The organism is Thorsellia anophelis DSM 18579, assembly GCF_900111395.1.
Lineage (GTDB): Bacteria > Pseudomonadota > Gammaproteobacteria > Enterobacterales > Thorselliaceae > Thorsellia > Thorsellia anophelis.
Genome location: NZ_FOHV01000005.1, coordinates 185280 through 201063, shown reverse-complemented (window position 1 = coordinate 201063; position 15784 = coordinate 185280). Strand labels below are relative to the sequence as shown.

Genomic DNA, 15784 nt, shown 5'->3' with positions numbered 1-15784 from the left:
GTCTAATCGTTCTCGTTATGAATTTGGCCAAGCCGGCACGGCAATCAGCGCACTTAACTATTCCTCAGCTTATGCGGGTACGAATTTAGTGCAAGGGGTGAACTCATTTAAATTGCGCCCATTGACCCAAGCAGATTTAGAACAAAAGCTAGAAGTCGCAGTATGGGCACTCAATGATTATTATGAAGGGGCTCAAAAACAAGCCATTAGCTTAGATACCCTTCCTAAAGTCACGAATCCTGCGGTGGATGACGTTAAGATTAGTTCTGATGATGACATCATCATGGCAAACTCTGTACTTAGAGGAAACTATACATTCATCCCCTCTGATGCCACTAAACTTACAACTGATAATTCATATTATTCATGGATAGGCGCATCATCCATCACTGATAAACCCATCACCGAATCTGGGAAAGTAGATAACTATACAGTCAGCAGCAATGATGTCGGGCAAGTCGTCACCTTAAGTGTTACAGCAAGAGATGCCGCTAACAGAATCGGTAATACGCTCACTGACAGCGTGTATCCAACCGCGCCTACCCCATCGGTTAACAATGTCGTCATCACCTCCAAGAATGAAGTTCGCATGCCAAGTTATCGTGCGACATTAATGGCAACTTATGAGTTTGATTCAGGTATTGAAAATAATACAATCGATAAATCAACCTATGGGTTTTATATTGGTGATGAAGAAGTAGCAAAACAAACCAAAACCTATGATTTTACTGCTAAGGATTTAGGTAAGGTCATTACATTTAAAATTACACCAATCAATAGTTATAATGTAAGTGGATCAGCAGATAGCGGTACTTATTTATTAGATAAATCCCCACCTAGTGTGAAGAATGTCAATATTATCGAGTCAACTGTCTCTTATAGTCCTTTCTTTTTTGGGATGTTAACTGCAACGTACGATTATTTACCAGGTATATCATCAGATGCAGCAGAAGACATGTCATTAGCAGCAAGAACAAGTAATTTGAATTGGTCAGGTGGTTATACGACAAATAACAGTGTTAATTATGTTTTTGGCCCTAATGACATTGGTCGTATTTTGACGTTTTCTATTTTGCCACAAGATCTATCAGGACAAAAAGGTCAACTAGGTCTTGCAACATATACAATGCCTGTCGCTCCTAAAATCATTAATTTGAACATCAATACCGATATTTTCAATAGCACGACCCCATACCAAGTTTTATTAACAGGTAATTATACTTATGTCCCAAGCACTACTTCTAAGCCAGCAGACAATTCGACTTATGAGTGGAGTGGGTTAACGACACCTGCAAGCGGGGCAATTAATAATGCCGTTGGTAGCGGCGCTGTTCCACCAATTAGTTTAGTCGCAGCAGATGCGGGAAAATTAATTAGTCTGAGAATGGTACCAAGGGACGGTAATTTATGGCTAGGGGAAGAGGTAGTAGCAACTACTCGAGCACCAAGCCAGTTAGTTCCTCCAAAAATTGCGAATTTAGTGTTAGTAAATACTAATTCAACTCGCCCAAATAGTTTTTTTGTGGGAGACACTATCCGTGCTAATTATACATTTACTGGTAGCTCAGTGAATCAAGTTGATGCTTCAAAGTATAGTTGGACTGCTGCGTCAGGCAATCAATCTGGGATAGTCTCAGGTCCACTGACGTTTCTTATTAAACCTGCAGATGCAGGTAATATTATTCGTCTCGACATGGAAGCTTCAGATGCATTAGGGAATATTGGTAACAAAGAAAATGCAAGTACAAGCGCTATTATCAGTTTGCCAAGTCTAAAAGATGTCAATATTACCGCAGCACTAGAACAAACTGCGCCTTGGTATGTCTCTGTGATTGGATCTTATACCTTTATTGAGGGTAAATCTTCGAATCCCACTAATAATTCATTTTATAGCTGGACTGGGATTAATAATCCAATATTGAATCAACCAACAACAGGTGCATCTGGCCCACTTGTTTTGCCGGTTTTAACGCTTGATAAGTTAGATGCAGGAAAGGTACTGACATTAACAGTCACACCAAGAGATTTAGCTGGGAATATAGGTGTACCTGGCACAGCCACGTATACAATACCTAAGCCTACAATTATCGCACCAAAAATTGAAAATTTGACCATTACTAATTTAACTCAGCCTAATACTGGTCGTTACTTACCAAATGATGAACTTAGTGCAAGCTATACTTTTATAAAAGGTACAGAAAGTATTAACGATAGGTCATTATTTGAATGGAGTGGTAAAAGCGGCATTACAAAAGGGATAATTGGTACTGATTCTTTACGTTATACTATCAAAACAGCAGATGCAGGCCAATTGATTAATCTTAAAATGTTAGCTAAAGATGGTGCAGGTATTGAAGGTAATGAAGCATTTGCTAGTATAAAAGAAATCGTGAGTTCTAATCCAAGTATTACAAGTGTCATGATTAGCTTTAAAGAGGAAGGTTCTTTAACGATAAACGGCACTTATAACTTTGTGCCTGGTGCAGGGACAAATAATCAAGATAAATCTGAATATAGGTGGAATGTCGGAGGGGTAGCTGTGAGTAATTTCACGCCAACAATTACCCCAAAAGTGGTCACACCTTACAATATTAAACAAGCAGATGTAGGAAAGCTAATTGTATTAGAGGTTTTACCTAAAGATGAAGCGGGTTTAGTCGGTGACATAAAAGTATCTAATAGCCTGAGTTATCAAGCATTAAGTATAGATTCATTATCAATATCAGGGCAGCCAACTGAAACGCAATCTTTAACTGGGATTGCGAGTTTCACATTTGGCAATAATAAGACAAATAAATCGATGGCTGCTTGGTATAAAAATAATGCACTTGATAAAACGTTAGCACTTAATGTTCCTTATCAATTAGTCGCTGCTGATATCGGAAAAGTAATAGGGCTAAGGGTAACTGCAGTTGATGGTAATAATATTACTGGGAATACCAAAATAGCGACAGATACTAAAGCGGTTACACCGTTTTATACCCCACCATTTGTCGATGAAGTTGCAATATATTATTTTAATTCAAGAGATTTAGTCTTGCCAGGGCACTTTTTAGGTGGTTCCTACAAAACATTTATAGAGGGATCGGTAAAAGGAGATAAATCTACTTATGAATGGTTATCAGGTGCAACTCTTAAATCAACAGGTGATGTTGGTTCTGGTAGAAGTGTACCTGCCTATACGATTAGTGAAACGGATATTGGTAATGTTATAACATTAAGGATTACAGCCAGAGATGGGAATAAAAATCCGGGTAATACTGATGATGATCAAACGATTAAAGTGATTGCACCACCAAAAGTATCTAATCCTATAATAACGTATAGTGGTAATCCTATCGATAGCATTTTAGTCAACACACAACTCTCAGGGCGGTATAATTTTACAACGGGTAGAGTAGGGGCAACTGATGCATCAATTGTAACTTGGTATGTGAATAATGCACAAAAACAGCAAAGTAACATTACACAATCAGGTGTTGCCCCTTCGTTTAATATTACGGCTGATTATGTTGGTCAATCTATTAAAATGGAAGTAACTGCTGCAGATACACTTGGTACTCCTGGCGGTAATACGGTAAGTGTAACGTCAGCTAAATTTGTTGAAACGATTGCACCTACAATTGAATCGTTAGTGATTATTGCAGATTTTGAACAAAGTGCAATTATGACGGGAAGCTATATCTATAAAGCCGGTGCAAGCGCAAATCCTGCTGATGCATCAACATATGAATGGCTTGCTGATAATGTAGTTATCCAGTCAGGCAGTTTGTTAGGGACCAATAAAATTGATGGTGTGAATGCATATAAAGTCTTAACTAAAGATGTAGGTAAAACCTTAAGATTAAAAGTCACTCCAACTGATAAAGCAGGAAATAAAGGTATTGCAGTGTATTCGAGTAACTCATTTGTCTATACAGCGCCTAAAATTAAAATTAATGGTTTTAATGGGACAGGTGAAGTTAATAAGTTATTATCAGTTAACTACACTTTTACTAAAGGAAGTAATAGTAAAAATACTTCGATTGTTGAATGGACATTAGTAAGCGGTCAGTATAAAAGTTATGTTACAGCCAATGGGTTAACACCTACTGACGCTGACGTAGGTAAAATAGTTACGGTTAAGGTCACAGCTAAAGATGGGAATGAGATAGTCGGTAATACTGAAACTTACTCTGGTTCAATCACGATCACCGAAAACTGGCCAGAGGCTGATTTTATTCAAATTATGACAGCTTCATCTGCGGTTAAACCAGTCGGTCAATGGGTGGAATACGATTATAGGAATCCAAGTGTACCAAGTACTGAACCTGATACCACACAAAATTATCGGGTTGATTATGTGGAACCTGCAACGGGTAAAGTAGTATCAAGCAGAGTGTTTCCTGTTAATATAAATAGGCATGATAATGCTTATCCAGAAACATGGCAGGGAGGGCGAGATTGGTATTATGGGTATGAGAATTACACAGTGTGTGTCTATATTAAAACAACTGATAAAGCTGGCAAAGTAATTCAAAAAGGCAAAAGGTGTTTTACTCCGCCTCATAGATACGGTTATAGACGGTATTAAATATTTATGCAAACAAAGTCCTCTAATGATAAGGATAGAGGACTTTTGTGGAGAGTTCACATGGTTAGAGAGAATATTAATGGTGTTTAAAAAGGTTGATCTATCTTTCAATTAGATATGATTAATAAATAGGCGAAGAGACATGCAAGCGTGAAAGGTAATTGACATCAATCACTTCAATACTCTATGATATGCACGCTTTCAGTTCTGGGGTTATAGCTCAGCTGGGAGAGCGCTTGCATGGCATGCAAGAGGTCGGCGGTTCGATCCCGCCTAGCTCCACCAAAATTGAAACAAACATTCACATCACTACCACTCTTAGCACTTTGGGGTTATAGCTCAGCTGGGAGAGCGCTTGCATGGCATGCAAGAGGTCGGCGGTTCGATCCCGCCTAGCTCCACCAAAGTTGCCTTTTTTGATACACTTCTATCTTTTACCTTATTTATAGGCAAGATGCTGTATATTATTTTTCATAAAAGTAATAAAAAAACATACAATAACTATTTGAATTTATCGTTATTTCACATTTAAGTATAGGTGAGTTTTTTTATAGCTCAGAGCTTAATTTTTTAACCACGATTAGGTCAGTATATCAGTAATTAATTGATGATAATCATCCTCATAAATAGACCTTATTATATTAGGCTTATTTATGAGGCTAAATAACTATACGTTATTGCTATGGTCTATTTAATAAGTGATATAGCCCAGCCTATACTTTCGCTATACTCAATTGGTGTAACTTTCATTAATTCAGTTAAGCTGCACTTTAATTTTTCTGGGGACAATGAATTGTAATTGATATGACCTAATTTACGGCCAGGCCTTGGATCTTTGTCATACCAATGCAAATGAGCATACTCATTTTCAATCCATCTATAATCAATAGGTGTGCCAATAATATTGATCATGACAGAGGTTGATTCGGCAACGGGGGAGGGAAGTGGTAAATTGCATATCGCTCGAATATGTAACTCAAACTGGCTAATAGATGCCCCATTTTGTGTCCAATGTCCGCTATTGTGTACTCTTGGCGCAAGTTCATTAATCAAAAGAGTTGGGCCATCAGCTGATTCAATTACAAAACATTCCATTGCCATCACTCCAACATAATTAAGCGCATGCAATAATTTGCTTAGCATAGATTCTGCTTTCTCTTGCAGGATTAAGTGATTTTTTGGGGCTGAATTTTGATTTGAAAAGGCTACACTCGCTCGTAATATGCCATCTTGATGATAATTATGCGTAATTGGATAAAATACGGTGTTACCATCACAAGAACGTGCTCCTACAATGGAAATTTCATAATTAAAGGGGATCATCGACTCGACAATTGCTTGTTCTGTAAGTTCTTCTGGTAAGGTTTCAAATATTGTATCCTTGGTAACACGCCATTGCCCGCGTCCATCATATCCGCCTGTACGTGTTTTCACGACAAGCTTATCACCTAGTGTATTAAATAAAGCTGACCAATTGGATTTGTTTGGCAATAATACCCATGGAGCAGTCTCTAATTTTAGTTCATCAATGAGAGATTTCTGAGAGTATCTATCAGCTAGTTTTGCGAAAATAGGATGATTCACAAAATGAGGTTGTTCTGATAAATATTGCGTGATAGGCGTGTGTGGCCAGCGTTCAATCTCAGCAGTAATTACGCTACTATCTGTCATAAGAGCTTTAAGCTCATCTAATGTCAATTCAGATTCAAGGCCGATGGCAGATACTGAGATTCCAAGTGGTTCTGCAGCTTGTTTTAGCATCCTAGCTAATTGACCATTACCTAGCACAAATACTTGCTTTTTATAGTTACGGGAAGAATTAGACATAGTCATTATACTCTTGGGTCTGGGTTATCAAGAACGGTTTGAGTTTGAAGATCACGCCAAGCGGTTAATCGACTAAAAAGAGCATCATCCCACGTAGCAATAATTTGAGCTGCGAGCAAGGCTGCGTTAGCAGCACCAGCCTTACCAATTGCAAGAGTGCCTACTGGTATGCCTTTTGGCATTTGAACAATCGAATACAAGCTGTCCACACCATTTAATGCTGCGCTTTGAACAGGTACACCTAGTACAGGGACAAGAGTGTTAGCTGCAATCATACCTGGCAAGTGAGCTGCGCCCCCTGCGCCTGCAATAATCACCTGAATGCCTTTAGTTTTAGCTGATTTGGCAAATTCAGAGAGTTTATCAGGTGTCCTGTGTGCAGAAACAATATCAACTAGGTAAGGTACGTCTAGTGCATCAAATATTTCAGCTGCATGTTGCATAGTTGCCCAGTCGCTTTGAGAACCCATAACGATTGCAACGCTTGGCGTAATTGGATTTGGCATACTGTATCATCCTTTTATTTATAATGATTAGAGAGTTAACCACAAATAGTGATAAAAAATTTATATTTTAATTTTCTTAATCAAATATGTACTATGAGCAACTTACTCAATTAAGACTGCAGTTATAAGTCTTTACTTATTTGAATTAAGCTACACTGCTTTCAATCTAATTTATTTTAGCTATGATCGTGAATTAAAGGGAATGATTCAAGCTCTATTTCATCACTAATTTTAATCACCCAACCTAAGGACTCCCACGCACCACTTACAATTCGATCGCATGCCAAATCACCTAATGTATGTTTACCTGGTCTGTGTGTGTGGCCATGAATAAGGTGTGTTAGGTGGTACCTTTTTACTATTTCAGCGACCGCATTCATGTTTACATCCATAATTTCATGAGGTTTAAACTGATTTGTGGACTGACTTTTTTGACGTAATCGATTGGCAAGGTGTTTTCTATAGTTTAAAGATAAACGAGTAAATAACCACTGTACTATTGGATTATGAACGATTTTTCGATAACGTTGGTAACTGATATCATCAGTACATAAAATGTCACCATGAAGCAGTCGAATTGAATGACCAAAAACATGAATTGGGTAACTGGTTTCTTTGATTAATATCATGCCACATCGCTTCGCATAAGATTGACCTAGTAGAAAATCTCGATTGCCTGGCATGAAATAACAATTCACTCCTTGCGCCGATAACTTTTTTATCGATTGAGCTATGAGTGTGTTTAATGGCGTCATGTTATCGTCACCAATCCAAGCATCAAATAGATCACCTAGAATGTAAAGCGCGCTAGACTCTTGTTCTGCACGCTTTAAGAAGGCTAAAAAACCGTCAGTGATTTCTGGGTGTAATTCACTTAAGTGTAAATCAGCAATCACATAAATTGGTTTTATCATGGTGTTTAATTTAAGTATTATGCTTCAGTTATTGTTACGTGAGTAATGATAACAGGTTCAACCGGCACATCTTGATGCATTCCATGACGAGAGGTTTTGACATCTTTAATTTGGTCAACAACGTCCATACCCTCTGTCACTTCAGCAAATACACAGTAACCATATCCTTGCATATTCGCAGCAGTGAAATCTAAAAATGAATTATCAACTAAATTAATAAAAAATTGACTTGTTGCGGAGTGTGGATCACTTGTACGTGCCATTGCGAGCGTGCCGCGTGTATTTTTTAGTCCATTATCCGCTTCATTTTCAATCGCTGCGTTATTGCTTTTTTGATCCATTTCAGGCGTAAAACCACCACCTTGAATCATAAAGCCTTTAATGACACGATGAAAGATTGTATTGTCATAAAATCCATCCTTACAGTACTGGATAAAATTTTCAACTGTCTTAGGCGCTTTATCAGCATAAGTTGTAATTTGAATATCGCCAAAATTAGTGTGTAATGTGATCATAAGAGTTCCTTATATTTTAAATTGTCGAAATTGATATGGATTAGATGGCATTAAAACCGCTGAATGGTATTTTATCACTCTTTAGGAAGAGTGCTAACACTTAAATGCATATCGAGCTAGTTTTAATTTTGAAAGTGGCACCAGTAGATAGTTTCAATGCTAACGGATTTGACTTATATGTTATTAAAAAATAATTGAATTTTAATGGTGATACTCTAGCATATTAAAGTAATCTAGTGGGTGAGCTAGTTTTTTATCAGAAACCTGTTCATTTTATCGTATGAAAACTGAACAGGTAAAGGGATGTATGATTTTTTAAAATTGGTAATTAGCCAAGCTGTTTTAGATAGTTATGCAAGAATCCGTGTAAAATTAAACAGACAGAGGTTTGGATAAGCAAAAATATAATTAAAGCACCCAAAAAATCACTAGTTATTTCAATCATGCCGGTTAAGGTATTATAAATTATCGCTAAGTTTTCGAGTAAAAATGAAACCCCAAAACTAATTGATATAACGGCTAAGGGGATACTAATTAGAAATATTGCAAAAATTTTTTTTAATAGTAGCGTAATTGAAAATGTTATCGAGTTTGCAAAAGATAGTTTTTTCATACTAAAGAAATAATTAAATTGTATTGCAAAAAGAACGGGTAATGCAAAAAGAAATAGAGTAATAATTAACGCCATAAAGGTAATTACATTATCTGAGAAAGATGAAGTTGGTATACTCGCCCCACTGGAGAGGGCTAGTAGAATCATCAAGATAAAAATAATGCTGGCTATAATTGCTAATGCTATCGATACCCCAATTGCAATGAAGAGTGTAGATATTTGAGCTAAAAGTAGACGGGAATTAAATAATCTATTTTTAAGATTATTTAACGAAAATGATTTTTTAAAATTGCTTGTTTCTAGCACCATGAAATAGAATGGAGAACAGAACATAAAATAGATTAATAATTTAATCATGGAAATGAAATATGGATAAAAATCAATCCCTTGGCTAAAGCTAGATTGAGATAAAATAATTATCTTATGAAGGTACCCATCAAAAAAAATAAAAATTACAAGAGTGATTAATGAAACTAGGAATCCAGCAGGAAAATTTTTAAAGATGTTTTGCGCTATTTCAGAAAAGTTAAGTTTGAGTGATTTATAATCAGGTTTTGTAGTCATAATACTCCCTAAAAATGACATGTTATAATATATATTATCGATTAAAACTTCATGTAATGAAAAAATTTATTTTTTTTCATGATGTTAAGGTTTGGTTGTCTGTGGGGTATTTATTTTGTCCTGTTAAAAAGTGTAACAATATAATTCAATTAAAGTCAATAAGGCGCTGAGATTGGTTGTATTTTTGTTGTTTTTCTACTAGATTTCGAAATCTAGTACTTTTATGCTATATTTAACATGAAGAGAATGACAAACATAGATACGTTAAGACTCCATTAAAAGCAAAAATATTCCAGTCAGCTGTTTTATATTAAAAACAATTCATAACAAAGTTCTGTTGTAGCTGTTTTTGAGGATGAGTGATATTAAAACGTATTGAATAAATAGCCTAAATGAATTAAGTTGACATGATAACTTAATAAAGGCACTGAATATAATTATCTATTTAGAGATTGATAAAACTATGACGCAAGTAGATGACTCACCACTTTATATTTTTAATACGTTAAGTCGAGAAAAATCCGAGTTTAAACCTATCAAAGCTGGACAAGTTGATATGTATGTTTGTGGTGTTACTGTATATGATAACTGCCATATAGGACATGGTAGAACGTTTTCCACATTTGATACAGTAGTTCGGTATTTACGTTATATCGGGTATCAGGTGAATTTTATCAGAAATATCACTGATATTGATGATAAAATAATCAATCGAGCTAACGAAAATCAAGAGAGTTGGACTTCGTTAGTTGAACGAATGATTACGAAAATGCACGCTGATTTTTCAGCACTTAATATATTACCCGCTGATGTTGAGCCAAGAGCGACAGATCATATCAGTGAAATTATTGAAATTACCAGGAAATTAATTGAAAGAGGGCATGCTTATGTTGCCTCGTCTGGTGATGTATTATTTTCGGTTACAAGTTTCAGTGAATATGGCAAATTGTCCAAGCAAAATTTAGATAATTTGCTTGCAGGTGCAAGGGTTGGTATTAAAGAGTCTAAGCGCAACCCGATGGATTTTGTTTTATGGAAAAGCGCCAAACCTAATGAACCTTCTTGGCCTTCACCATGGGGAGAGGGAAGACCTGGTTGGCATATTGAATGTTCTGCAATGAACGCAAAACAGTTAGGTACTCATTTTGACATTCATGGTGGTGGCTCTGATCTTATGTTTCCTCACCACGAAAATGAGATTGCTCAATCGCGATGTGCACACGATGGTCCTTATGTGAATTATTGGATGCACTCGGGTATGCTTATGATTGATCATGAGAAAATGTCAAAGTCTCTTAATAATTTTTTTACCATTGAGGAAGTCTTAGAGCAATACGATGGTGAAACGATCCGTTATTTTCTATTGTCTGGGCATTACCGTAGCCAATTAAATTTTAGCCATGATAATTTAACACAATCAAGAAGCGCGCTTGAACGGCTGTATAATGCGCTGAGGGATACGGATGAATCCGTTGAGGCAAGTGGGGCCGAGGATTTTGTTGTGCGTTTTAAAGCAGCAATGAATGATGATTTTAATACACCTGAAGCCTACGCTGTTTTATTTGATCTCGCTAAGGAAATTAATAGACTCAAAGCTGACAATACCAAAGATGAGCAAGGTAGTACCATTAATCAGTTAGCTGCTAGATTACGTGAATTAGGTCAGATACTTGGCATTCTAACGCAACCAGTTAATGTGTTTTTTCAACAAAAAACAGGCGCATTTGTTCAAAAAGTCAACCATAAAGATGCTGATGATGAAGTGCTTTTAATTGAATCTTTGATAGCAAAACGTCAGGCGGCAAGAGCTGCAAAAGAGTGGGCGCTTGCAGATGAAGCTAGGAATGCTTTAACTGAAATGGGTATTGAACTTGAAGATGGCTCAAACGGTACAACTTGGCGCAGAAAATAGAGACCTTAAAAAAACAGATTTCAATGCGATAATTGTGTAAAATTGAGATCAATATCGCGAGCTGAACAATTAAAATGTGTGATTGTGTTTTGCGACACAACAAAGTTCGTATATTATAGTAAGTCAGATGAACTGAATGTGGCAAATGATTGCCCTTGTATTTCTTTTAACGATATTTAGGTAGATAAGATTATGGCCGCAGCGTCAATGAATTTTTTAGATTTTGAACAACCTATTGCTGAACTTGAATCAAGAATTGATTCTTTAAGCGGATTAGATCCGAATACTAGCCAGATTAACATTGATGAAGACATCAAACATTTACGCGAAAAAAGCAATGAATTAACGCGTAAAATATTTGCAGATCTAGGGGCATGGCAAATCGCTCAATTAGCGCGTCATCCTAATCGCCCTTATACGTTAGACTATATTCAGCATATCTTTACTGATTTTGATGAATTAGCAGGCGATAGAGCTTATGCAGACGATAAAGCTATTGTCGGCGGTATTGCTCGTTTAGAGGGTAAGCCTGTTATGATAATAGGGCATCAAAAGGGACGTGAAATTAAAGAGAAAATCCGTAGGAATTTTGGTATGCCAGCGCCCGAAGGTTATCGTAAAGCGTTACGTTTAATGGAATTGGCTGAACGTTTTAACATGCCTATTATTACATTTATTGATACCCCAGGTGCTTATCCTGGTGTAGGGGCAGAAGAGCGTGGACAGTCAGAAGCGATTGCACGTAATTTACGTGAAATGGCAGGATTAACAGTGCCTGTATTGTGTACAGTAATTGGTGAAGGTGGTAGTGGTGGAGCACTTGCAATTGGAGTTGGTGATATTGTAAATATGCTGCAATATAGCACATACTCTGTTATTTCTCCTGAAGGCTGCGCTTCTATTTTGTGGAAAAGTGCAGATAAAGCACCATTAGCAGCTGATGCAATGGGAATTACAGCAAATAAACTAAAAGAATTGAAATTAATTGATAACATAATCAACGAACCGTTAGGTGGTGCACATAGAGATGTGCAGACAATGGCCTCTTTATTAAAAGCACAGTTGCTCTCTGATTTGGAAAAACTCAGTATTCTTTCAGTTGAAGAGTTATTAGAAAGACGTTATGCACGTTTAATGGACTACGGTTATTGCTGATAACTCATCCCCTAAAATGTCACTTGCATCATCAAATTAGTCATTTTAGGGGAAATATCCCTTGTTTATGTTATTCTGTAAAAAAATTAATTTATTTTAAAATTGTTTTACTACATGCAATTGCTTAATAAAATTTAGCTCGATTCTGAGTAATATTCCAGTAAATATGATAACTTATCATGACTATACTTAAAGATAGTGAATGTTCTGATGCTTTGTTGAAACAAATTGCCCATTTCTTCCATATTAACTCGCCTAAACTCACCAGAAGTCCTTATAGTGCAACTCGCTTCAGTACGTTTGAACATACCCTCGGCATGCAGGAAAACTCACCTCCTTTAATAACATCAGCACTCACTTTGCTTGTAGGGTTAAGCGGTGGATTAGATTCAGTGGTATTATTAGATTTAATGGTTAGGCTTAAGCAGAATCTTGGGCAAGCAAAGCAGATGATGCAAACTTGTTTGGTTAATGATGAGAATCAATCTTTTCCAAAATTGAATTTTACAATTAAATCAATCAGAGCAATTTATGTTCATCATGGACTAAGTAAAAACGCTGACGACTGGGCTAGACATTGCCAAATGTTATGTGATGAGTATGGCATTCCTTTAGTTATTCAACGTGTTCATGTTGATACTAAGCTAAATGGTATTGAAGCTGGTGCGAGAAAAGCACGTTACGAAGCGTTTAAACAGCATTTATTGCCCAGTGATGTGCTTCTTACTGCTCAACATCAAGATGATCAGGCTGAAACGTTTATGCTTGCATTAAAGCGAGGAAGTGGGCCTTTAGGGCTTGGGGGAATGTTGCCTATTAGGCAGTTAGATTCATTACACTGGCATGCAAGGCCTTTACTGGAGTTTAGTCGATGTGAGCTGGAGCATTATGCCCATACGTATTCATTAAAGTGGATTAATGATGAGAGTAATGACAATGATGCATTCGACCGAAATTTCTTAAGGCTAAATGTGATGCCAATCTTGCAAGAAAGGTGGCCTTATTTTCAGCAAGCTGTGGCTAGAAGTGCAGAGCTTTGCCAATCACAAGAGCGATTACTTGATGAGTTGTTAGCTCCTGTTCTTGATTCAATTATTGAAAAGAGGGAACAGAGCTTAGATATTGAAGCACTAAGAACCTTTACAGACGAAAAACGATATGCAGTAATAAGACGTTGGTGCCAATTAGTTAAGTTACACAGTCCGACAAATGATCAAATCAGGCGGATATGGAGTGAAGTTGCGCTGAGTCGTCAAGATAGTCATGCGATGGTTGAAATGGGTTATAGTCCTGATCAAAATGTAATGTTGCAGGTTAAGCGCTATCATAATAGGCTCTATAAGGTATTGTTACCGGTTAATACATCGAACCATGATAATCTTTATATACTTGAATTAAATCAATCAGAGATACCAATCCCACAGCTTACAACTACGGTCACAAGAGAACGAATTATAAAGGATTTATTGAGATTAGCTGAGTCACTTCAGCTAACACAAGATGAAATAGTTCGATATAAAACTTATTTTGAACAGCAGCCAATTACCATTCGGTTTGGTCTTCCTTCAAGTTTTCAAGTATCTATCATTGGACAAGATCGAGGTAAAACGATTAAAAAAATTTGGCAGATATTTAACATTCCTCCTTGGAAAAGGCATTTTATCCCTTATTTTTTTATTAAAGATAAGCTCCTGATGGGAGGGGAGCTATTTTTGGCAAAACTTGATTGAATGATTAAATGCAGTAATTTTGCTTTTTTAGATATTTAATTAGGTAACTTTTAGGAAAGTCTATTATGAAAAAAACGCCTTTTGAGATTGCATCATCTCGGTCATCAGAAGCCAAAACACTGACTGAATTAAATGGTAAGAATGGCTCGATGTTACTTTTTATTGCACTAGGTGGAACTTTTTTAGCCGTTGGGGTGATATTAGGTGCGTTTGGTGCGCATTTAATAGAGGGGAGAGTTGAGCCAAAAATGTTTGGGATCTGGCAAACAGCAGTCTTGTATCAGTTAGTTCATGGTCTTGGTCTATTATTCGTTGGTGGGTTTGGCGTAGCGCTAGGCTACCGGGGCCAGGCTATTTCAAAACAACTAATATTAACAGGGATAATGTTATCCATGGGTATCATTTTTTTTAGTGGTAGTCTTTATATATTAGTTTTATCAGGCATAAAAGTGCTAGGGGCCATTACACCGATAGGTGGAATGTTTTTCATATTAGGCTGGTTGTTGATGGTTTTAGCGGTATTACGCTTTTATCTCAATTCTCGAACTTAATAGGTTAGGATTGCTGATAAGTGCTGCATCGAGAAATAGGCGATAAGTATTCATTAATTGTTTTAAATCTGATTCATTCAAGCCTTGATTATCCGCTTGTTTGCTTTGCTCAGTAACATCAAATGCTAGAGTCCACTGCCAATTAGATTTATCAGAATTCATTAATATTGTCTCTGTTAATAGGAACATTCCTACACCACGTCTTCGAGTGCTCTCTCTTACTACTAAGAGTTCTATATTGACTTCTAAAGTATTAGATTCATAGCTAATTAATATTAGTGCAATTGCGTGGCCATTAAACATAGCAACATAGGCATTTTTGGCTAGCTGTGTGTTATCTACCAGATCATGAATAAGCTGCTCAGATAAATTAGGGATAAGTTTGTCAATATCGAGCTTTAAACTAGGGGAATTTATAATTGATTGTTGTGTAATAGGTTCAACATAAAGTGCCATAAATAGGACTCCTTTCAATCAATTAAAGTATAGGAATGCTTTTAGCCGTTTAAAATGAAAAAAGACGCTTTCGCGTCTCATATCATTTTATCACTTCTGTATGGTGCCGGCTGCCGGAATCGAACTGGCGACCTACTGATTACAAGTCAGTTGCTCTACCAACTGAGCTAAGCCGGCAAAAGTGGCGGAAGGATAGAGATTCGAACTCTAGGTGCTGTTACACACGGCGGTTTTCAAGACCGCTGCCTTAAACCACTCGGCCATCCTTCCAACGGGTGCGAATTCTACCGATGCTTGAGCATTCTGTCTATCTATTTTTGAGTTAAATTGGATAAAATTGTATTGATTGATGTCTAAATAATCAATTTGATTAAATTTCACCTCAAAAATGCGATCTTTGAACATATTTTAAGGCAACTTAGAGATAAAATATGGCTTAGAGATATAGAATAAAGTAATAATGGATAT

At 36.7% G+C, this 15784-nt stretch carries 11 protein-coding genes and 4 tRNA genes; 7 read left to right on the top strand and 8 right to left on the bottom strand.

The genetic code is table 11. The features are described from left to right. The 3 genes from BMW37_RS15075 to BMW37_RS04790 all read left to right on the top strand — a co-directional run. On the top strand, positions 1-4573 hold a 4573-nt coding region (locus tag BMW37_RS15075; RefSeq protein WP_177168581.1), incomplete at its 5' end, for a hypothetical protein. 209 nt (positions 4574-4782) lie between these two features. Next, positions 4783-4858: transfer RNA gene (locus BMW37_RS04795), tRNA-Ala, on the top strand. 43 nt (positions 4859-4901) lie between these two features. Next, positions 4902-4977 (top strand) — tRNA-Ala (locus BMW37_RS04790). A 283-nt stretch (positions 4978-5260) separates the two neighbouring features. Here the strand turns inward: BMW37_RS04790 and purK are convergent. The 5 genes from purK to BMW37_RS04765 all read right to left on the bottom strand — a co-directional run bounded on the left by purK (position 5261) and on the right by BMW37_RS04765 (position 9512). Next, positions 5261-6400, bottom strand: a complete 1140-nt coding sequence (gene purK / locus BMW37_RS04785) for a 5-(carboxyamino)imidazole ribonucleotide synthase (RefSeq protein WP_093318234.1) — start codon at positions 6398-6400, stop codon at positions 5261-5263. A gap of 5 nt (positions 6401-6405) precedes the next feature. Further along, positions 6406-6906 (bottom strand): 5-(carboxyamino)imidazole ribonucleotide mutase, encoded by a 501-nt coding sequence (purE, locus tag BMW37_RS04780; protein WP_093318216.1) that lies wholly within the window; start codon positions 6904-6906, stop codon positions 6406-6408. A gap of 176 nt (positions 6907-7082) precedes the next feature. Then, positions 7083-7820 (bottom strand): UDP-2,3-diacylglucosamine diphosphatase, encoded by a 738-nt coding sequence (locus BMW37_RS04775; protein ID WP_177168580.1) that lies wholly within the window; start codon positions 7818-7820, stop codon positions 7083-7085. 17 nt (positions 7821-7837) lie between these two features. Continuing rightward, entirely contained in the window at positions 7838-8335 is a 498-nt protein-coding gene (locus BMW37_RS04770) for a peptidylprolyl isomerase (RefSeq protein ID WP_093318215.1), read from the bottom strand. Between the two features lie 328 nt (positions 8336-8663). After that, positions 8664-9512 carry a hypothetical protein gene (locus BMW37_RS04765; RefSeq protein WP_093318214.1) on the bottom strand — a complete coding sequence of 283 codons (849 nt, stop codon included), beginning with the start codon at positions 9510-9512 and terminating at the stop codon, positions 8664-8666. 463 nt (positions 9513-9975) lie between these two features. Here BMW37_RS04765 and cysS point away from each other — a divergent pair, with 463 nt between their 5' ends. From cysS to BMW37_RS04745, 4 genes are all read left to right on the top strand, one after another. Further along, positions 9976-11424 (top strand): cysteine--tRNA ligase, encoded by a 1449-nt coding sequence (gene cysS / locus BMW37_RS04760; RefSeq protein ID WP_093318210.1) that lies wholly within the window; start codon positions 9976-9978, stop codon positions 11422-11424. 192 nt (positions 11425-11616) lie between these two features. After that, a complete protein-coding gene (gene accA / locus BMW37_RS04755; protein WP_093318209.1) occupies positions 11617-12579 on the top strand; it encodes an acetyl-CoA carboxylase carboxyl transferase subunit alpha in 963 nt (320 codons plus the stop codon). 179 nt (positions 12580-12758) lie between these two features. After that, positions 12759-14309, top strand: a complete 1551-nt coding sequence (gene tilS / locus BMW37_RS04750; RefSeq protein ID WP_093318207.1) for a tRNA lysidine(34) synthetase TilS — start codon at positions 12759-12761, stop codon at positions 14307-14309. A gap of 65 nt (positions 14310-14374) precedes the next feature. Beyond that, positions 14375-14860: a DUF423 domain-containing protein gene (locus BMW37_RS04745; protein WP_245711025.1), complete on the top strand. Its 486-nt coding sequence runs from the start codon at positions 14375-14377 to the stop codon at positions 14858-14860. Here BMW37_RS04745 and BMW37_RS04740 read toward each other — a convergent pair. From BMW37_RS04740 to BMW37_RS04730, 3 genes are all read right to left on the bottom strand, one after another. After that, positions 14831-15316, bottom strand: coding sequence for an acetyl-CoA sensor PanZ family protein (locus tag BMW37_RS04740; protein WP_093318206.1), 486 nt, complete (start codon positions 15314-15316; stop codon positions 14831-14833). The genes BMW37_RS04745 and BMW37_RS04740 overlap by 30 nt on opposite strands. A gap of 101 nt (positions 15317-15417) precedes the next feature. Further along, a tRNA-Thr gene (locus BMW37_RS04735) sits at positions 15418-15493 on the bottom strand. Positions 15494-15498: 5 nt separating this feature from the next. Continuing rightward, positions 15499-15586: transfer RNA gene (locus tag BMW37_RS04730), tRNA-Ser, on the bottom strand. Between the last annotated feature and the right edge of the window lie 198 nt (positions 15587-15784).

Excerpts from the sequence above, each read along its gene's own strand:
- purE (WP_093318216.1), bottom strand. The coding sequence starts at position 6,906 with ATGCCAAATCCAATTACGCCAAGCGTTGCAATCGTTATGGGTTCTCAA.
- accA (WP_093318209.1), top strand. The coding sequence starts at position 11,617 with ATGGCCGCAGCGTCAATGAATTTTTTAGATTTTGAACAACCTATTGCT.
- cysS (WP_093318210.1), top strand. The coding sequence starts at position 9,976 with ATGACGCAAGTAGATGACTCACCACTTTATATTTTTAATACGTTAAGT.
- purK (WP_093318234.1), bottom strand. The coding sequence starts at position 6,400 with ATGTCTAATTCTTCCCGTAACTATAAAAAGCAAGTATTTGTGCTAGGT.
- BMW37_RS04775 (WP_177168580.1), bottom strand. The coding sequence starts at position 7,820 with ATGATAAAACCAATTTATGTGATTGCTGATTTACACTTAAGTGAATTA.
- BMW37_RS04745 (WP_245711025.1), top strand. The coding sequence starts at position 14,375 with ATGAAAAAAACGCCTTTTGAGATTGCATCATCTCGGTCATCAGAAGCC.
- BMW37_RS04770 (WP_093318215.1), bottom strand. The coding sequence starts at position 8,335 with ATGATCACATTACACACTAATTTTGGCGATATTCAAATTACAACTTAT.
- BMW37_RS04765 (WP_093318214.1), bottom strand. The coding sequence starts at position 9,512 with ATGACTACAAAACCTGATTATAAATCACTCAAACTTAACTTTTCTGAA.
- BMW37_RS04740 (WP_093318206.1), bottom strand. The coding sequence starts at position 15,316 with ATGGCACTTTATGTTGAACCTATTACACAACAATCAATTATAAATTCC.
- tilS (WP_093318207.1), top strand. The coding sequence starts at position 12,759 with ATGACTATACTTAAAGATAGTGAATGTTCTGATGCTTTGTTGAAACAA.